Consider the following 17,200-nt stretch of genomic DNA (forward strand, 5'->3'; position numbering starts at 1 on the left):
CTGCACCCGGCCACTGACAACGGCCCCCGGACACTCCCGCGCGCCGCCCCCGGCCCGCGTCCCCCGCCGGACGCCCGGGTTCAGATGGCCCAGGCGTACTGCGACGGGGCGTGGGTCTCGGCGCCGAGTTCGCGGGCGGCGCGGCGGGGCCAGGAGGCGTCGCGCAGCAGCTCGCGGCCGAGCAGGACGGCGTCCGCCTCGCCGTTGGCGACGATCTTCTCGGCCTGCTCGCTCTCGGTGATCAGACCGACGGCGGCCACCGGCAGTCCGGTCTCCGCCTTGACGCGGGCGGCGAAGGGCACCTGGTAGCCGGGGCTCAGCGGGATCTGGGCGGGGCCGCCGTTGCCGCCGCTGGAGACGTCGAGGAGGTCGATGCCGTGCTCACGGAGCAGCGCGGCGAACCGTACGGTCTCGTCGGGCGTCCAGCCCTGATCCTCCAGCCAGTCGGTGGCCGAGATCCGGAAGAAGACGGGGAGTTCCTCGGGCCAGACCGCCCGGACGGCGTCGACGACCTCGAGGGCGAACCGGGTCCGGTTCTCGAAGGACCCGCCGTACTCGTCGGTGCGCCGGTTGCTGTGCGGGGAGAGGAACTCGCCGATGAGGTAACCGTGCGCGCCGTGCACCTCGACGACCTGGAAGCCGGCGTCGAGGGCGCGGCGGGCCGCGTCCGCGAACAGGCCGGTGATCTCCCGGATCCGCTCCACGGTCAACTCGGTCGGCACCGGGTGGCCCTCGGCGAACTCGACGGGGCTGGGGGCGACGGGCTGCCAGCCGGGACCGCCCTCGGGCACCGGACCGCGGCCCTCCCAGGGGCGCTTGGTCGAGGCCTTGCGTCCGGCGTGGCCGATCTGGATGCCGGGCACGGTGCCGTGCTCCTTGAGGAAGCCGGCGATCCGCCGCAGGCTCTCGGTCTGGGTGTCGTTCCAGAGACCGAGGTCCGCCGGGCTGATGCGCCCCTCGGGGGCGACGGCGGTGGCCTCCACGAGGATGAGCCCGGCGCCGCCGGTGGCGCGGGAGGCGTAGTGGGCGAAGTGCCAGTCCGTGGCGACGCCCGCGTTCGGGCCGGTCATCTCGGCGGAGTACTGGCACATGGGCGCCATCCAGACCCGGTTGGGCACGGTCAGGGACCGCAGGGTGTAGGGCTCGAACAGGGTGACGCTCATGACGGACTCCGTTTCGGGGTGCCTGGAAGGACGCTACTACGATAACCCTCGTAGTACGAGATCTGTCAAACTACGAGAGTCCTCGTACAATGAGCGGTACCCCGGAAGAAGTGGAGCCGCCGCCATGACGACGACCACCAGCCCCCGCGAGCTGGAACACCCCGCGCGTGACCGGATCCGCCTGGAAGCGGTGCTCCACGCGCTCGCGGATCCCGTGCGCCTGCAGATCGTGCGGGAGATGGCGCGCGAGGACGTCGAACTGAGCTGCTCGTACTTCGACCTCCCGGTGACCAAGTCCACGACGACCCACCACTTCCGCGTGCTCCGCGAGGGCGGCGTCATCCGGCAGACGTACCAGGGCACGGCGAAGCTCAACTCCCTGCGCCGCGAGGACCTGGACGCCCTCTTCCCCGGCCTCCTCGACAAGGTGCTCACGGCGGTCGCCGCCCAGGCGGCCCGCGAGGGCGCGGTCTAGCGGTCGCCTTCGGGTCGGAGGCGTCGGTGATGCGGTGGCGGACGCGGCCGGCTGAGGCGAAGGGGGTGCGGGCGGTCGGACCGCCCGCACCGGTCCTACAGTGACCGCATCCGGTTGATCTCCGAGGTCTGCTGGGCGATCACGTCGTTCGCCATCTCCTCCACGAGGACGTTGTTCCCCTCGGTCAGCACCTCGGCCGCCATCGTCACCGCGCCCTCGTGGTGCGTGATCATCAGCTTCAGGAACAGCGCGTCGAAGGCCTTGCCCTTCGCCGCACCCAGCTCCTTCAGCTGGGCCTCGGTCGCCATGCCCGGCATCGAGTGGTGGTCGTGACCCGTCTGTTCGCGCGGGCCACCGTTGGTTTTCAGCCAACCTTCCATCGCGCCGATCTCCGGCTTCTGCGCCGCCGCGATCCGTTCGGCGACCTTCTTCACCTGGAGGGAGCCCGCCCGGTCCGGGGCGAGGGCCGTCATGGTGAGGGCCTGCCTGTGGTGCACGATCATCATCTGCGCGTAGCGGAAGTCCGCTCCGTTGGGGCTCTCGTCGGGGAGCAGGCGCGCGGCCTCCTCCGGGGATATCCGCCGGGCCGGTTCACCCGGCTTCCCGGGCGCCACCACCGTCTTCCCCTTCGACGCCGCGGCCTGCGGGGTTCCCTCGTCGGGGGCCGACTCGCAGGCGGCCAGGGCGAGTACGGCGACGGCGGACAGGGCCACGGCGACGACGGCACGCTGACGGCGGATCAACAACGCGACCTCCAGGTGTTCTTGCGGGGACAGTGACCGTTCCTAGCACTTTTCTCGGGGTGACCGATCAAAAACCTTCATTACGTCTGTGTTGCCATCTGTTGAGATGTGCACGGCAAGGAAGATACTGCCGGGGTCCAACACCCGTTCAATGATGAACGGATACCAGGGAGGACGGAGTGACTTCGTTGCGTACCCCGCGTACCCCATCCATCACGCGTGACCCGCGTGCTCGGATCAGACGCCTGGGCGTGGCATCCGCCGCGGCCGGGCTGCTGGCCACACTGCTCACGACCGGCCCCGCGGCCGCCACCCCCGACCCGGGAGACGCCCTCGTACAGGGCAAGGTCACCTCGCAGCAGGCGGCCGACGCGCGCTCCGCCATCCAGAGCGGCGAGATACCCGGCGTGGACGAGATCGTCCACAGCTCGAACATCGAGCACCTCGCGAACATCCCCAAGGACGCCCTCCAGAGCCTCAACACGGACCTGGCGTTCCAGGGCAAGTACGCCTTCGCCGGCAACTACGACGGCTTCCGGATCTACGACATCAGCAACCCGAAGGCACCGAAGACCGTCGCCCAGGTCCTCTGCCCCGGCTCCCAGAACGACATCTCCGTCTCCGGGAACCTGCTGTTCCTGTCGACGGACTCCTCCCGGAGCGACAACTCCTGCGCCAGCACCACGCAGCCCGCCTCGGTCAAGGAATCCTGGGAGGGCATGAAGATCTTCGACATCAGCGACATCGCCAACCCGAAGTACGTCGCCGCCGTCGAGACCGCCTGCGGTTCGCACACCCACACCCTGGTGCCGAAGCGCAAGGACGTGTACGTCTACGTCTCCTCGTACTCGCCCAACGCCGCCTTCCCGGACTGCCAGCCCCCGCACGACGGCATCTCGGTCATCAAGGTGCCCCGCAAGGCGCCCGAGAAGGCCGCGATCGTCAACTTCCCCGTCCTCTTCCCGGGCGAGGGCCCGGACGGCGGCGGCAACCCGGGCGGACCCACCAACCCGGGCGTCTCCAAGACCACGGGCTGCCACGACATCACCGTGCTGCCGGAGAAGAACCTCGCCGCCGGTGCCTGCATGGGTGACGGCATCCTCTTCGACATCGAGGACCCCGAGCACCCGAAGGTGATCGACCAGGTCCAGGACAACGTCAACTTCGCGTTCTGGCACTCCGCCACCTTCAACCAGAAGGCGAACAAGGTCGTCTTCACCGACGAGCTCGGCGGCGGCGGCGCGGCCACCTGCAACGCCGAGGTCGGCCCCAACCGCGGTGCCGACGGCATCTACGACATCGCCGGCAAGGGCAAGAAGAGCAAGCTCGTCTTCCGCAGCTACTTCAAGATCCCGCGCCACCAGGCCGACACCGAGAACTGCGTCGCCCACAACGGCTCGCTGATCCCGGTCAAGGGCAAGGACCTCATGGTCCAGGCCTGGTACCAGGGCGGCGTCTCCGTCTGGGACTTCACCGACTCGGCCAAGCCCAAGGAGATCGCCTACTTCGAGCGCGGCCCGCTGTCCGCCACCACCATGACGACCGGCGGTTCCTGGTCCGCGTACTACTACAACGGCTACATCTACTCCAACGACATCGCCAAGGGCTTCGACGTCCTGAAGCTCTCCGACCGTCGGACCGACCCCGCGAAGCGGATCCGGATGGACGAGCTCAACGTCCAGACGCAGCCGGACTACTTCGACTTCGACGACTGACCGGGCCCCTGAAGGCCCGCTGACGGCCTGAGCCACGGCCTGCCGTCGGGCGGACCCCCGTCCGGCGGCACGCCCGCGTCCCAGTCCAGCCCGTAGCGGTGGAACAGCTCCGACCGCAGCCGCGCGATCGGCATCCCCGCGCCCGGCAGCAGCACCGCCACCACCGCCCCCATCAGCAGGGCGCGCAGCAGCGGATAGTCGGTGTCCACGTCCTCGGAGCCGTACCGCGTGACCGTGTCCCGCAGCAGGAACGCGAGCCGCTGCTGCTCCTCGCACTGCACGAAGCCCTCGGCCTGCAGGATGCCCGCCATGTGCGTCCGCATCAGCGTGGGGCGCGCCGCGGCCAGGCCCAGGATCGCGTCGATCGCGCGGGCCAGCCGCTCCCGGCCGTCCTCCGTGCGCGGCTCCCGCTCCAGCGCCTCCTCCAGCGTGAGGTGCATCAGCCGGTGCACCGCCGCCTGCAGCAGCTGCCGCTTGCCGGGGAAGTAGTACGAGATCAGACCCCGCGCCGTACCCGCCCGCTCCGCGATGTCACCGAGGGTGGTCGCCTCGTAGCCGCGGGTGTCGACCAGCTCCACGGTGGCCTGCAGAATGCGCTCGCGTGACCTGCGGCGAAGCTCTTCATTGACCGATGGGCTACGCGGGGACATGCTGGACTCCTGCGTTGACTGGCTGCCGGCCAATATACTCGGCGCATCCCGTCGGTATGCCCGTGTGGCATACCGCCGGGGATGCCGTCTGTTCTGGGCGACACGGGGGATCGTCCAGAACAGGCGGCTTCATCGTTCCTCTCCCATTCTGCTCCCGTCGTCGGCGGGATCCGTGTGCCCGTCCCGCCGCTCGCTCCAGCGGTACGTGAGGACCGCCACGGCCACGCAGCACCAGCCGAACAGCCAGCCCCCGAGCACGTCCGAGGGCCAGTGCACGCCCAGGTAGACCCGTGTCCACCCCACCCCCAGGACCGACACGACCGCGGCGCCGGCGAGCGTGCCCCAGCCGCGCCACTCGTCCCGCCAGTGCAGCGAGACGACCCAGAGCAGCAGCCCGCAGGTCACCATGGCCGTCATCGCGTGCCCCGAGGGGAACGCGGCGTACCGCGCCGAGTCGATCGGATCGACCCAGTGCGGCCTGTCCCGCCCCACCAGCGCCTTCAGGGCCTGCTGGAGCCCCGCGGCCAGCAGGCTGGTCCCCACCACCCACAGGGCGAGGCGCCGCTCCCGCCGCCACCACAGCAGCGCCGCGGTCACGGCGGCCAGGGCGCGCATCGCCCACGGGTCCCACACCCAGTCGCTGAGGACGCGGTTCACATGGGTGAAGCCGGGATGGGCCACGGCGTGCCGGTGGAGCGCCTCGGCGACCGACCGGTCGAAGGAGAGCAGTGGAGCCCAGCCGACGGCGACGAGCACGAGCAGGAGGACGGCCAGGACTCCGGTGACCGCGGCGGAGGTGCGCATGGGTCGATCCTGCCCGACGTTCCGTCCCGGGTGATCTTCCCCCCGGTCCCCGCGCGCCGCGGCGCGGAGCCCGGCCGGGACCGGTGCCGCCATCGGCCGCTATCCCAGCGCGCTGAGCGCGGGCACGAACGCCACGAGCACCGGGACCACCGGCACCAGGGACGCGGCGGCCGTCAGCCGGAGCCGACGTCCTGCCGTGAGCCGGGGCGCGGCGGTGAGCAGTCGGTTCACTCGCAGCGGAAGGTCCGCGTGCGGGCCGGACGCCGGCCCGAACACCCCCCGGTCCTCGTTGAGTTCGACGAGCGCGAGCGCGATCGTCAGCCGTCCGAAGCGGCGCGAGGCCACGTCGTCGGCGGCCAGCTCGATCAGCCGGTGCATCTCCCCGCGGAAGGCGGCGAACACCGGGATGCCCGGGAATCCGGCGGCCAGCGCCCCGGAGCAGTGCAGCAGCCAGTCGTGCCGGGCCCGCGCGTGCCCCTGCTCGTGCGCCAGGACGGCATCCAGCTGGCGCCCCTTGAGCCGCCGCAGCGCCGCCGTGGTGATGACCAGCCGGGGTGTGGTCCCCGGCATCCACCAGACGTCCGCCCGCTCGCCCTCCAGAACCACGAGGCGCTCGCCGCCCGGCTGTTCCCCGGGCAGCAGGGGGGCGCGGACCAGGAGTTCGCAGCGCCGCTGCCGCCGCCGGGCGCGGGCCGCTCCGATCTCCCGGCCCAGCATCGCGCCGGTCCACACCCCGCCGGCCGCCAGGGCCACCGCGAGCACCGCGGACCACGGCCCGGTCGTCCCCAGCTCGTAGGCGTCGACCACCGCGCGCGGCGCGGGGGCGAAGACCTGCCCCCGGACGGCCTGCCAGGCGGTCGACGCGCTGAACGTCATGGAGAGCGCGAAGCTCAGCAGCACGGCGGCGACCACGCACTGCCAGACCCAGAGGGCCACCACGGGTTCTCGCTCCACCCAGTCGGCCCGGGACAGCAGCCGGGGGGCCGCGAGGGCGGTCAGGAGGCCGAGCAGGAACAGCGCGAGGGAGACCCACATGGGCGTCACCCTATGAGCGGGATACGGGTCGGGGGTACGGCCTCGCGAGCCAAGTGACGTACGCCACGGTTTCGTTGCCCGCACGGCGTCCCTCGGCACCCCTCGGCACGCCTCCGTGCCGTGGGGCGCGCGGCGCGCGGCCTGCCCGGCGCCGTGACGCCCTCACACGGTCAGCAGCATGCCCAGCATCGCCAGGGCCATCGCCAGACGGCAGGCGAGCGTCAGCTCCGGCCGCGTCGCCCAGGCCGGCCCCGGACCGCCGACGGTCACCGCCGCCACGGGCCCCGGCCCTCCGCCGGCTCCCGCCGCCACCGGCCCACCGCCCACTCCCGTCGGCGCCACCACGGGCACGAGTCTCGCCCCCGCGTGGAGCACGTACACCCCGTAATAGAGGAGCAGCCCGCCCGTGAGGACGGGTATGCCGCCCGCGGTGCCCGCCGTGTGCCCCGCGTGCGCCCCCGTCCCGGCCGAGGCCATCGCGACCGCCATGTAGACCATGGCGAGCGAGCCGACCAGGTGGTGCAGATGGTGACGGCCGCGCCGGACCGCCACCAGGGCGTGCAGGGTCGCCCCGCCGAACACCGCCGCGTAGACCGCCCAGCTCCACTCCGGCGGCGAGAGCACCGCCGCCGGCAGCGCCATCGCCGCCATGCCGAAGCCCATGACGGCCTCGCCGCCCGCCGCGCGCCGCTCCTCCCCGGCGCACGCCCGCATCCGCAGCAGGCAGTACACCCCCGTCGCCACGCACAGCGCGACCATCAACCACCCGGACAGGGCCGGTCCGTGCACGGCACACCTCCCCCTCGATGCCGTCACCTCCCCGGAGGCATGCCCGCCGCCGGACGTGCACACGCGGGCGCACAGGCGCGCACAGGCGTACGAAGGGGAGTGAACGGGTCGCGTTAGGCTCGGCACGATCGCGCACGACGATCGCCCAGCGCCCGAGGGGAGCCCCGTTCACATGGACACCGCCACGCCGCACGAGACCGGCAGGATCAGCTACCGGGAGGCGGTCCTGGACGACGTCCCGGCCCTCGTCCCGCTCGTCGAGTCGGCCTACCGGGGCGACGCGAGCCGGGGCGGCTGGACCACGGAGGCGGACATCCTCCAGGGGCAGCGCACCGACCCCGAGGGCGTGGCCGCCGTCATCACCACGCCCGGCAGCCGCCTCCTGGTCGTCGAGCGCGACGGCGGGATCGTCGCCTGCTGCCAGCTGGAGCACCGGGGCGAGGCGGCGTACTTCGGCATGTTCGCGGTCCGTCCCGAACTCCAGGGCGCCGGCCTCGGCAAGCTGATCATCGCGGAGGCCGAGCGCCGGGTGCGCGAGGCCTGGGACGTGAGCGAGATGCACATGACGGTGATCTCCGTACGCGAGGAGCTGATCGCCTGGTACGAGCGGCGCGGCTACCGGCGTACCGGGCGGACGACCCCGTTCCCGTACGGCGACGAGCGCTTCGGGGTGCCCCAGCGCGACGACCTGGAGTTCGAGCTGCTGGTCAAGCCGCTGGGCTGAGGCCGGGCCCCGCCGGGCCGGACCGTGTGGCGGAAGGGTGGCTTCAACCCTGGCCGACAGGAAAAACTTCTGTCGACAGGGGGGTCGCGCAGGATAATTTCTCTTGCCTCCCCTTGTGGTGAAGAACCGTGAATGGTTACGGTGTCTTGACGCGAGGTTCTCCTGTGGAGGAAGAGGCATGACGGAAATTCTTGTGCAGGACGTGACCGGTGGGGGGATATCCACCGACGCCCGGGTGATCGACCACCCCGCTTGGCCCGAGCTCAAGAATGCCGTGGAGGAGATCCGCGTCTGGCAGAGCGCGGACGGCTCCATCGACTTCGAGCGCGAGGGCGCGCCCGCCCGCTCCCTGGCCGAGCTGACCCTCGACCGCGTGACCGCCGCGGTCGAGCAGCTCTCCCCGCTCGTCCCGCACGACGGCCCCTACCACCAGGCCCTCGTCTCCGACCTGCGCGCCTGGTCCGAGGGCGGCTTCGCCGTCCCGGACTTCCTGGACTCGCTGCTCGCCTTCCAGCCGGCCGCCGACCGCGTGGACGGGCTCCAGCACCTCGTGCTGTTCCCCATGTACACGCAGAACGGCAACCCGGACCGCAACCTCGAAGCCGTCGTGCTCCGCATGGTGTGGCCGGAGTGGCTCTCCGAGCTGGAGCGCACCCGCTACGACAACCCGCTCTTCTGCGGCATCACCTTCGAGGACTTCACCGCCGGGTACGACACCAACTCGGCCGTGCTCTTCCCGGAGACCATCGCCGTCCGCGAGGCCCCCGAGCGCTTCACCTGGGGCGGCATCTTCTGCGACCGCGAGGCCGCGCGCTTCCGCAAGGTCACCGAGGCCGCCGTCGACACCCTGGGCATCGAGCTGCCCGAGGACATCGCCGCGATGGTCGGCGACCAGACCCGCTGCGAGCAGGCCTTCGTGCTCTGGGACATGGTCCACGACCGCACCCACAGCCACGGCGACCTGCCCTTCGACCCCTTCATGATCAAGCAGCGCCAGCCGTTCTGGATGTACGGGCTCGAAGAGCTCCGCTGCGACCTCACCGCCTTCAAGGAGGCCGTGAAGCTGGAGGCCGAGGGCAACGCGCACGGCCGTGACGTGCAGTACGCCGTCCTCTTCGACCGCATGTTCCGCTTCCCGCTCTCCGGCGACCGGAACCGCAACTACGACGGTCTCGGCGGCCAGCTCCTCTTCGCGTACCTCCACAAGAACGACGTGGTGCGCTGGACGGACAACACGCTGAAGATCGACTGGCAGCGGGCCCCCGAGGTCACCAACCAGCTCTGCGCCGAGATCGAGACCCTGTACCGCGACGGCATCGACCGCCCGAAGCTGGTCCACTGGTTCAAGGCCTACGAGCTGGTCTCCACCTACCTCGCCCCGCACCCGGGATCGAAGTGGGCCAAGGGCCCCGACGCCCTCGACCTCTCCCTGCCGCCCCGCAAGCTCGTCGACGACGTGCTTCCGGACGAGTTTCCGCTCAGCATGTTCTTCGAGGCCCTTGCCAAGAAGCTGAAGGGCGTGATCGCCGACACGAAGGGGATCACCGCCGCCGACGTCTCGCGGACCGAGCGGGCCGCCGCGTGAGCGCGCGAACCGAGGACACGGAGGAGGCGTCGCCCATGAACGCCAACGGAAACGGCGGGCCGCTCGACGGCGCCGTCATCGCGGTCGCCGGAGCGGCCGGCCCCGCGGGCCGCGCGACCCTGCTGCGGCTCGCCGAGGCGGGCGCGACCGTGGTCGCGTCCGACGCGAACCCGGCGCGCCTCGCGGAGGCCGTCGACGCCGCCCGCTACGCACACGGCGGAGCCAAGGTCATCGGTGACACCGTCGACCTCCTCGATCTGGAGGCCACGCGCGACTGGGCCGCCAAGACGGAGAAGGAGTTCGGCCGGATCGACGGCCTGGTCCACCTCGTCGGCGGCTGGCGCGGCAGCGCCTCCTTCACCGAGACGGACCTCGGGGACTGGGACTTCCTGGAGAAGCTCCTCATCCGCACCGTCCAGCACACCTCCCTCGCCTTCCACGACGGACTGCTGCGTGCCGGCGGCCGTGGCCGCTACGCGCTGATCAGCCAGGTCGGCGCGCACAAGCCGCTGGCCAACAACGCCGCGTACAACGCGGGCAAGGCCGCAGCGGAGGCCTGGACCCTCGCCATGGCGGACTCGTTCCGCAAGCTGGGGGGCGACGACGGCCCGCAGGCGGCGGCTGCGATCCTGGTGATCAAGGCACTGGTGCACGACGCCATGCGCGCCGAACGCCCCAACGCGAAGTTCGCGGGCTTCACCGACGTGAAGGACCTGGCCGTGGAGATCGCCGGGCTCTGGGACAAGCCCGCCCAGGAAGTGAATGGACAGCGTCTGTGGCTGACCCCCAAGCCGTGACAGCGGCCCTCGGACCCCGGACCGACGCGCGTCGTCACCACGACCCGTCGGTCCGGGGGTTCGCCAGCGACAACTACGCCGGCGCCCACCCCGAGGTCCTCGCTGCGCTCGCCCTCGCCAACGACGGCCACCAGGTCGCCTACGGCGAGGACCAGTACACCGAGCACCTCCAGCGGATCATGCACAGCCACTTCGGCCCCACCGCCGAAGCCTTCCCCGTCTTCAACGGCACCGGCGCCAACGTGACCGCCCTCCAGGCGCTCACCGACCGCTGGGGCGCCGTGATCTGCGCCGAGTCCGCGCACATCAACGTGGACGAGGGCGGTGCCCCGGAGCGGATGGGCGGCCTCAAGCTGCTCACCGTGCCGACCCCGGACGGCAAGCTCACCCCCGAGCTGATCGACCGGCAGGCCTGGGGCTGGGAGGACGAGCACCGGGCGATGCCGCAGGTCGTCTCGATCACCCAGAACACGGAGCTGGGCACCGTCTACACGGTGGACGAGATCCGCGCGATCGTCGAGCACGCCCACTCCATGGGCATGAAGGTCCACCTCGACGGGGCCCGGATAGCCAACGCCGCCGCCTCGCTCGACGTGCCGATGCGCGCGTTCACCAACGCGGTGGGCGTCGACGTCATCTCGTACGGCGGCACCAAGAACGGCATGCTCTTCGGCGAGGCCGTCGTCGTGCTCAACCCCGACGCGGTCAGCCACATGAAGCACCTGCGCAAGCTGTCCATGCAGCTCGCGTCGAAGATGCGCTTCGTGTCGGTGCAGCTGGAGGCCCTTCTCGCGAAGGACCTGTGGCTGCGCAACGCCCGCCACGCCAACGCGATGGCCCAGCGCCTCGCGGCCGGGGTGCGCGAGGTCGACGGGGTGGAGATCCTCTACCCGGTGCAGGCCAACGCGGTCTTCGCCCGCCTCCCGCACGACGTGACCCGACGCCTCCAGGAGCGCTTCCGCTTCTACTTCTGGGACGAGAAGGCCGGCGACGTCCGCTGGATGTGCGCCTTCGACACCACGGAGGACGACGTCGACGCCTTCCTCCAGGCGCTGAAGGAAGAACTGGCCCGCTGAGCGCAAGCGCTCGCAAGGCGGCATGAATATACGGCCGGACGGAAAGTCATTGACTACCGTCCGGCCGTTTCCGTACGCTCCACCCGCATGGAACTCGTCCAGCGGGACCCCGACATCACGGCCTACCTGGCCGCGAGCGAAGCCGTCGACCATGAACACCCGGTGGTCCGGGCCGTCGTGGACCGCCTCGCCGACACGCACCTCGACGCATACGCATACGCCGAGGCGGCCTACCGCCACGTCCGCGACACCGTCCCGCACTCCCAGGACTCGGGCGACCTCCGCGTCACCTGGCGCGCCTCCGACGTCCTGGAGCTGCGCACCGGCATCTGCTACGCCAAGTCGATCGCGTACGCCGCGCTCCTGCGGGCCCGCGGCATCCCGGCCGCCCTCTGCTATCAGCGCCTGGCGGACGACGACGGCTCGAACCCGGTGATCCACGGCCTCGTGGCCCTCCTGCTGCCCGGGGAGCGGTCCTGGGCCCGGCAGGACGTACGCGGGAACAAGCCCGGCGTCGACGCCCGGTTCTCGCTGGGGGAAGAGCGGCTGGCCTGGACCGTACGTCCGAAGTTCAATGAAGTGGACTATCCAGTGCTCTACACTGAACCACACCCGGCCGTTCTGGACGCGCTCCGCGCGGCACCCGACCGGCCGTACCTCTGGCGGACGCTCCCCACGGAGCTCTGACCCCGGACACCGGCGAACGGCGGACCATGACCCTCACCCTGACTGTCTCCGACGAGGTGCGCACCCTCGTACCCGGCTTCACCTCACTGGTGATCGAGGCCCACGGGCTGGTCAACGGGCCCAGCGACGAGACCAGCTCGGCCCTGCTCGACGAGGCCGCGCGGCGGCTGGCCGAGCGCCTCGGCGGCCGGGCCCCCGACCAGGACCCGCACATCGCCGCCTGGCGCGCCGCGTACACCGCGTTCGGCGCCAAGCCCTCCCGTACCCGCAACTCGGCGGAAGCGCTGGCCAGGCGCGCGCTCGCGGACGGCGGGCTGCCCCGCATCAACCGCCTCGTCGACGCCTACAACGCGGTCAGCGTCGCCCATCTGATCCCGGTCGGCGGCGAGGACCTGGGCAGGATCCGGGGCGCCATGCGCCTGGTCAGGGCCGTCGGTGACGAGCCCTTCGTCACCACGGCCGGCGGGGTGGAGACGGTGGAGCACCCGGAACCGGGGGAGATCGTCTGGTGCGACGAGGAGGGCGTCACCTGCCGCCGCTGGAACTGGCGTCAGGGCCCGCGCACCCGGATCGACGACGACACGGCCGACGCCGTCTTCCTGCTGGAGGCGCTCGCCCCGATGACCCGGGACGAGCTGACCGCCGCGGGGGCCGAGCTGGCCGCGTCCCTGGAGGAGCTGAGCCCGGGGGCTCGGATCACCGTGCGGGACCCGGAGTGACGGCGGCGCCGGACCCTGAGGTCGCCGGGTCCGGCGGTCGCAGGGTCCGGCGGTCGCAGGGTCCGGCGGTCGCAGGGTCCGGCGGCGCCGGGTCCGCCCTCCGGGGCGCCCGGGGGCCCGCAGTAACGGTTCTTCGTTCGAACGGTGGCGTGCGCGCTCGCGCGCTGCCGTCAGCCCGCTTCCTTGACCTGGGCCGGCGTCGGAGCCGTACCGCCGAGGTGCGCGGGCACCCACCACGTGTCACCCGCGTCCTTGGGGCGCACCGGGTAGGCGCGCTGCGCGGCCTCCAGGAGCTCCTGGCAGCGCTCGCGCAGCCGCCGCGTGATGGCGCCCGCGTACTGGTCGGCGGGGGCCTCCACGGGCTCGCCGACACGGATCGTCACCGGGATGTGGCTGCGCTTGAAGTTGCGGGGCCGGCCCTTGGTCCAGATGCGCTGCGTGCCCCAGAGCGCCATCGGGATCAGCGGGACGCCCGCCTCCTGCGCGAGGCGCGCGGCACCCGTCTTGAAGCCCTTGAGGGTGAACGACTGGGAGATGGTCGCCTCGGGGAAGACGCCGATGATCTCGCCGGCCCGGAGCGATTCGAGCGCGTGCTTGTAGGCGTGCTCGCCGGCCGCGCGGTCCACCGGGATGTGCTTCATGCCGCGCATGAGCGGTCCCGAGACCTTGTGCCGGAAGACCGAGTCCTTCGCCATGAAGCGCACCAGGCGCTTCTGCGGGAGCGCGGCCAGGCCCGTGAAGATGAAGTCCAGATAGCTGATGTGGTTGCTGACGAGCACGGCGCCGCCGGTGCGCGGGATGTGCTCCGAACCCTGCGTGTCGATCTTCAGGTCGAGCGCCTTGAACAAGGTCAACGCGGCGCCGATGACCGGCCGATACACGAGCTCTGCCATCTGGGGGGAACCCTTCTTCTGTGCCTGGGGAGGGCTCTCCCGGCGGAAGTTACGCGGCCGTAGGTTTTCGGCTTTGGGCAGATCGTGCCCCATGTGGGCCGCCGTGACCAGTCCAGGCGGCTTCGTACAGGGAGATTCTCGTCACTCGCGGTGGCCGTGGCGGGAATCGAACGCCGCCGTGCGACGCTGCACCTGACGACAGGGCCGGAACGGACGTCCGGACGCGACGGGAAGAGAAGGCGGCGACAGCAGGTGACACGAGTGACCGATGTGCTCGGATCCGAGGTGCTCGGCGCCCCGCTGGGGGAGCGCGCCACCCTCGTCCAGTTCTCCACCGCCTTCTGCCAGCCCTGCCGGGCCACCCGCCGCACCCTGGCCGAGGTCGCCGCCATGGTGCCGGGCGTCGGGCACGTGGAGATCGACGCCGAGGAACGGCTCGATCTCGTACGTGAACTGGGCGTCGAGCGCACCCCCACGGTCCTCGTCCTGGACCGCGCGGGCCGGGTCGTCCGCAGGGCGTCCGGGCAGCCCCGCAGGGCCGACGTCATCGCCGCCCTGGGGCGCGCGGTCTGACGCCGTGACACTTCTCCCACATCCCGGTACGCACTTGACTGCACGCGGCAACGATCGTCACCCTGACGGAGTGCCCCCAGAACTCCTTCTCTACGGCCGGACCCATGTGGACCTGGCCCGCAACGCGAGCGCGCGCTGTCCGGGTGTCTGACGACCCCCGGACCTCTCCCATGCCGCCCTCGCAGAAGGACAACTCCATGACGGTTTCGCAGGACCTCCGCCCCCGTACGGTTCCCACGATCGGCGCACCCCGCCAGGCCTCTCCGGATCTGCTCCGCTCCGTCTTCCGCCGCCACGCGGCCGGTGTCGCGGTCGTCACCGCGCACGGCGAGCGCCCCGTCGGCTTCACCGCGACCTCGCTCAACTCCGTCGCCGCCGAGCCCCCGCTCATCTCCTTCGGGGTGGGCACCTCCTCCTCCAGCTGGCCCGTCCTCGCCGAGGCCGAGCACATCGGCGTGCACATACTCGGCGAGCACCAGGAGGACCTGGCCGCCACCTTCGCGCGCAGCGGCGCCGACCGCTTCGGCGAGGGGACCCGCTGGAGCGTGGGGCCCGAGGGCGTACCCGTGCTCGACGGCGTGCTCGCCTGGCTGGTGTGCCGCGTGGTGGCCCGGGTGCCCGCCGGGGACCACCGGATCGTCATCGCGCAGGCGGTCGCCGGGGACCCGGACGGCGCCGGCCGGCCGCTCCTCTACCACCACGGCCGCTTCAACGCGCTGCGCGACTGAGAGTTCCCCTGCGCGCCGCTCTCCGCGCATGGGCCAGATCACACGCCTGAGCGCTTGCTCACTGGTAACAAACTGGGTGTACTGGCGAGTAATATTTCGGTCGGGGCGTCCGGCGCCCCGACCGGAAACCCGCCCTTCAGGCGCCTATGCTGCGAGCAACAAGGCAGCCCAGTTATGACGATGCAGTAGGAGAGCCGGCGTGAGCTTGAGGATCGTTGTCTGTGTGAAGTACGTGCCCGACGCCACTGGCGACCGGCACTTCGCCGATGACCTGACCGTCGACCGCGACGACGTCGACGGCCTGCTGTCGGAGCTCGACGAGTACGCGGTCGAGCAGGCCCTGCAAATCGCCGAAGAGGCCGACGACGCCGAGGTCACCGTGCTCACGGTCGGCCCCGAGGACGCCAAGGACGCGCTGCGCAAGGCGCTCTCCATGGGCGCCGACAAGGCGGTCCACGTCGAGGACGACGACCTGCACGGCACCGACGTCATGGGCACCTCGCTGGTGCTCGCCAAGGCGATCGAGAAGACCGGCTACGACGTCGTCATCGCCGGCATGGCCTCCACCGACGGCACCATGGGTGTCCTCCCGGCGATCCTGGCCGAGCGCCTGGGCGTCCCGCAGGTCACGCTGCTCTCCGAGGTCAAGATCGAAGGTGGCAAGGTCACCGGCCGCCGTGACGGCGACACCGCCTCCGAGCAGCTGGAGGCCTCCCTCCCGGCGGTCGTGTCCGTGACCGACCAGTCGGGCGAGGCGCGCTACCCCTCCTTCAAGGGCATCATGGCCGCCAAGAAGAAGCCGGTGGAGTCCCTGGACCTCTCCGACCTGGGCATCGAGGCCGAGGAAGTGGGCCTGGAGGGCTCCTGGACGGCGGTCGACTCCGCCGCCGAGCGTCCGGCGCGCACCGCCGGCACGATCGTCAAGGACGAGGGCGAGGGCGGCAAGCAGCTGGCCGGGTTCCTCGCGAGCCAGAAGTTCATCTAGCCGATTCCCCGGGGCGCGGCCCCGGGACCGGCGGGCTCGCGCAGAGCCACCAGACCGCCCCCTTTCCGTTCGCAGGAGATTGAAGTCCCATGGCTGAGATTCTCGTCTACGTCGACCACGTCGACGGAGCCGTCCGCAAGCCCACCCTGGAGCTGCTGACCCTCGCCCGCCGCCTCGGTGACCCGGTCGCCGTCGCCCTCGGCAACGGCGCCGCCGACACCGCCGCCGCGCTCGCCGAGCACGGTGCCGTGAAGGTCCTCACCGCCGACGCCCCCGAGTTCACCGAGTACCTCGTCGTCCCGAAGGTCGAGGCCCTCCAGGCCGCCTACGAGGCCGTGTCCCCGGCCGCCGTGCTCGTCCCGTCCTCCGCCGAGGGCAAGGAGATCGCGGCCCGCCTCGCGGTCCGCATCGGCTCCGGCATCATCACCGACGCCGTGGACCTGGAGGCCGGTGACGAGGGCCCGGTCGCGACGCAGTCCGCGTTCGCCGCCTCCTTCACCACCAAGTCCCGTGTCTCCAAGGGCACCCCGGTCATCACGGTCAAGCCGAACTCGGCCCCCGTGGAGGCCGCCCCGGCCGCCGGCGCCGTCGAGGCCCTGGCCGTCTCCTTCTCGGAGCAGGCGCACGGCACCAAGGTCGTCGGCCGCACCCCGCGCGAGTCGACCGGCCGCCCGGAGCTGACCGAGGCCGCGATCGTGGTCTCCGGTGGCCGCGGTGTCAACGGTGCCGAGAACTTCGCGATCATCGAGGCGCTCGCCGACTCGCTCGGTGCCGCCGTCGGCGCCTCGCGCGCCGCCGTCGACGCCGGCTGGTACCCGCACTCCAACCAGGTCGGCCAGACCGGCAAGTCGGTCTCGCCGCAGCTGTACATCGCCTCCGGCATCTCCGGCGCGATCCAGCACCGCGCGGGCATGCAGACCTCGAAGACGATCGTCGCGATCAACAAGGACGCCGAGGCGCCGATCTTCGACCTCGTCGACTACGGCGTCGTGGGCGACCTGTTCGACGTCGTCCCGCAGCTGACCGAAGAGGTCCGGACCCGCAAGGGCTGACCTGCGG

General features: G+C 71.4%; 19 protein-coding genes. 12 read left to right on the forward strand and 7 right to left on the reverse strand.

The window, feature by feature from the left end; all coding sequences use genetic code 11:
- Nucleotides 1-80 precede the first annotated feature (80 nt).
- On the reverse strand, nt 81-1,163 hold the full coding sequence (locus ASD33_RS22370) for an NADH:flavin oxidoreductase/NADH oxidase (protein ID WP_056563344.1): 1,083 nt from the start codon (nt 1,161-1,163) through the stop codon (nt 81-83).
- A gap of 124 nt (nt 1,164-1,287) precedes the next feature.
- On the opposite strand from ASD33_RS22370, the gene ASD33_RS22375 reads away from it, so the two are divergent.
- Nucleotides 1,288-1,638: a helix-turn-helix domain-containing protein gene (locus tag ASD33_RS22375; RefSeq protein ID WP_056563347.1), complete on the forward strand. Its 351-nt coding sequence runs from the start codon at nt 1,288-1,290 to the stop codon at nt 1,636-1,638.
- Nucleotides 1,639-1,733: 95 nt separating this feature from the next.
- Here ASD33_RS22375 and ASD33_RS22380 read toward each other — a convergent pair whose 3' ends face one another.
- Nucleotides 1,734-2,384, reverse strand: a complete 651-nt coding sequence (locus ASD33_RS22380) for a DUF305 domain-containing protein (RefSeq protein ID WP_056563350.1) — start codon at nt 2,382-2,384, stop codon at nt 1,734-1,736.
- Nucleotides 2,385-2,560: 176 nt separating this feature from the next.
- Between ASD33_RS22380 and ASD33_RS22385 the strand changes: the two genes are divergently transcribed.
- The gene (locus tag ASD33_RS22385) at nt 2,561-4,096 is read left to right on the forward strand and encodes a hypothetical protein (protein WP_056563353.1); all 1,536 of its coding nucleotides are present in this window, start codon (nt 2,561-2,563) and stop codon (nt 4,094-4,096) included.
- Here ASD33_RS22385 and ASD33_RS22390 read toward each other — a convergent pair.
- From ASD33_RS22390 to ASD33_RS22405, 4 genes are all read right to left on the reverse strand, one after another.
- The gene (locus ASD33_RS22390) at nt 4,075-4,746 is read right to left on the reverse strand and encodes a TetR/AcrR family transcriptional regulator (protein ID WP_056563356.1); all 672 of its coding nucleotides are present in this window, start codon (nt 4,744-4,746) and stop codon (nt 4,075-4,077) included. The genes ASD33_RS22385 and ASD33_RS22390 overlap by 22 nt on opposite strands.
- 129 nt (nt 4,747-4,875) lie before the next feature.
- Nucleotides 4,876-5,550, reverse strand: coding sequence for a phosphatase PAP2 family protein (locus ASD33_RS22395; protein WP_056563359.1), 675 nt, complete (start codon nt 5,548-5,550; stop codon nt 4,876-4,878).
- A 99-nt stretch (nt 5,551-5,649) separates the two neighbouring features.
- A complete protein-coding gene (locus tag ASD33_RS22400; RefSeq protein ID WP_056563363.1) occupies nt 5,650-6,585 on the reverse strand; it encodes a M56 family metallopeptidase in 936 nt (311 codons plus the stop codon).
- Nucleotides 6,586-6,747: 162 nt separating this feature from the next.
- Nucleotides 6,748-7,374, reverse strand: coding sequence for a DUF5134 domain-containing protein (locus ASD33_RS22405; RefSeq protein ID WP_056563366.1), 627 nt, complete (start codon nt 7,372-7,374; stop codon nt 6,748-6,750).
- A gap of 172 nt (nt 7,375-7,546) precedes the next feature.
- On the opposite strand from ASD33_RS22405, the gene ASD33_RS22410 reads away from it, so the two are divergent.
- The 6 genes from ASD33_RS22410 to ASD33_RS22435 all read left to right on the forward strand — a co-directional run bounded on the left by ASD33_RS22410 (nt 7,547) and on the right by ASD33_RS22435 (nt 12,962).
- On the forward strand, nt 7,547-8,098 hold the full coding sequence (locus ASD33_RS22410; protein ID WP_056563370.1) for a GNAT family N-acetyltransferase: 552 nt from the start codon (nt 7,547-7,549) through the stop codon (nt 8,096-8,098).
- Nucleotides 8,099-8,276: 178 nt separating this feature from the next.
- Nucleotides 8,277-9,683, forward strand: coding sequence for a DUF6421 family protein (locus ASD33_RS22415; RefSeq protein WP_056563372.1), 1,407 nt, complete (start codon nt 8,277-8,279; stop codon nt 9,681-9,683).
- 35 nt (nt 9,684-9,718) lie between these two features.
- Nucleotides 9,719-10,480 (forward strand): SDR family oxidoreductase, encoded by a 762-nt coding sequence (locus tag ASD33_RS22420; protein ID WP_056563375.1) that lies wholly within the window; start codon nt 9,719-9,721, stop codon nt 10,478-10,480.
- The gene (locus tag ASD33_RS22425) at nt 10,477-11,556 is read left to right on the forward strand and encodes a low specificity L-threonine aldolase (protein WP_056563378.1); all 1,080 of its coding nucleotides are present in this window, start codon (nt 10,477-10,479) and stop codon (nt 11,554-11,556) included. The genes ASD33_RS22420 and ASD33_RS22425 overlap by 4 nt, the downstream gene beginning before the upstream one ends.
- Nucleotides 11,557-11,643: 87 nt before the next feature.
- Nucleotides 11,644-12,243: a transglutaminase family protein gene (locus ASD33_RS22430; RefSeq protein ID WP_056563381.1), complete on the forward strand. Its 600-nt coding sequence runs from the start codon at nt 11,644-11,646 to the stop codon at nt 12,241-12,243.
- 26 nt (nt 12,244-12,269) lie between these two features.
- Nucleotides 12,270-12,962, forward strand: coding sequence for a phenylalanine--tRNA ligase beta subunit-related protein (locus ASD33_RS22435; protein ID WP_056563383.1), 693 nt, complete (start codon nt 12,270-12,272; stop codon nt 12,960-12,962).
- Between the two features lie 170 nt (nt 12,963-13,132).
- Here the strand turns inward: ASD33_RS22435 and ASD33_RS22440 are convergent, their stop codons facing one another.
- On the reverse strand, nt 13,133-13,855 hold the full coding sequence (locus ASD33_RS22440; protein ID WP_056563386.1) for a lysophospholipid acyltransferase family protein: 723 nt from the start codon (nt 13,853-13,855) through the stop codon (nt 13,133-13,135).
- A gap of 252 nt (nt 13,856-14,107) precedes the next feature.
- On the opposite strand from ASD33_RS22440, the gene ASD33_RS22445 reads away from it, so the two are divergent.
- The 4 genes from ASD33_RS22445 (at nt 14,108) to ASD33_RS22460 (ending at nt 17,193) form a co-directional block, all read left to right on the forward strand.
- Complete coding sequence (locus ASD33_RS22445) at nt 14,108-14,428, forward strand: thioredoxin family protein (RefSeq protein ID WP_242427219.1); 321 nt, start codon at nt 14,108-14,110, stop codon at nt 14,426-14,428.
- A gap of 197 nt (nt 14,429-14,625) precedes the next feature.
- The gene (locus ASD33_RS22450) at nt 14,626-15,156 is read left to right on the forward strand and encodes a flavin reductase family protein (RefSeq protein ID WP_056564511.1); all 531 of its coding nucleotides are present in this window, start codon (nt 14,626-14,628) and stop codon (nt 15,154-15,156) included.
- Nucleotides 15,157-15,355: 199 nt separating this feature from the next.
- Nucleotides 15,356-16,141, forward strand: coding sequence for an electron transfer flavoprotein subunit beta/FixA family protein (locus ASD33_RS22455; protein ID WP_079044950.1), 786 nt, complete (start codon nt 15,356-15,358; stop codon nt 16,139-16,141).
- A gap of 89 nt (nt 16,142-16,230) precedes the next feature.
- Nucleotides 16,231-17,193: an electron transfer flavoprotein subunit alpha/FixB family protein gene (locus tag ASD33_RS22460; protein ID WP_056563394.1), complete on the forward strand. Its 963-nt coding sequence runs from the start codon at nt 16,231-16,233 to the stop codon at nt 17,191-17,193.
- Nucleotides 17,194-17,200: the final 7 nt, after the last annotated feature.

The organism is Streptomyces sp. Root1304, from assembly GCF_001426405.1.
Classification (GTDB): Bacteria; Actinomycetota; Actinomycetes; order Streptomycetales; family Streptomycetaceae; genus Streptomyces.

Excerpts from the sequence above, each read along its gene's own strand:
- ASD33_RS22370 (WP_056563344.1), bottom strand. The coding sequence starts at position 1,163 with ATGAGCGTCACCCTGTTCGAGCCCTACACCCTGCGGTCCCTGACCGTG.
- ASD33_RS22375 (WP_056563347.1), top strand. The coding sequence starts at position 1,288 with ATGACGACGACCACCAGCCCCCGCGAGCTGGAACACCCCGCGCGTGAC.
- ASD33_RS22390 (WP_056563356.1), bottom strand. The coding sequence starts at position 4,746 with ATGTCCCCGCGTAGCCCATCGGTCAATGAAGAGCTTCGCCGCAGGTCA.
- ASD33_RS22395 (WP_056563359.1), bottom strand. The coding sequence starts at position 5,550 with ATGCGCACCTCCGCCGCGGTCACCGGAGTCCTGGCCGTCCTCCTGCTC.
- ASD33_RS22400 (WP_056563363.1), bottom strand. The coding sequence starts at position 6,585 with ATGTGGGTCTCCCTCGCGCTGTTCCTGCTCGGCCTCCTGACCGCCCTC.
- ASD33_RS22410 (WP_056563370.1), top strand. The coding sequence starts at position 7,547 with ATGGACACCGCCACGCCGCACGAGACCGGCAGGATCAGCTACCGGGAG.
- ASD33_RS22415 (WP_056563372.1), top strand. The coding sequence starts at position 8,277 with ATGACGGAAATTCTTGTGCAGGACGTGACCGGTGGGGGGATATCCACC.
- ASD33_RS22420 (WP_056563375.1), top strand. The coding sequence starts at position 9,719 with ATGAACGCCAACGGAAACGGCGGGCCGCTCGACGGCGCCGTCATCGCG.
- ASD33_RS22430 (WP_056563381.1), top strand. The coding sequence starts at position 11,644 with ATGGAACTCGTCCAGCGGGACCCCGACATCACGGCCTACCTGGCCGCG.
- ASD33_RS22435 (WP_056563383.1), top strand. The coding sequence starts at position 12,270 with ATGACCCTCACCCTGACTGTCTCCGACGAGGTGCGCACCCTCGTACCC.
- ASD33_RS22440 (WP_056563386.1), bottom strand. The coding sequence starts at position 13,855 with ATGGCAGAGCTCGTGTATCGGCCGGTCATCGGCGCCGCGTTGACCTTG.
- ASD33_RS22450 (WP_056564511.1), top strand. The coding sequence starts at position 14,626 with ATGACGGTTTCGCAGGACCTCCGCCCCCGTACGGTTCCCACGATCGGC.
- ASD33_RS22460 (WP_056563394.1), top strand. The coding sequence starts at position 16,231 with ATGGCTGAGATTCTCGTCTACGTCGACCACGTCGACGGAGCCGTCCGC.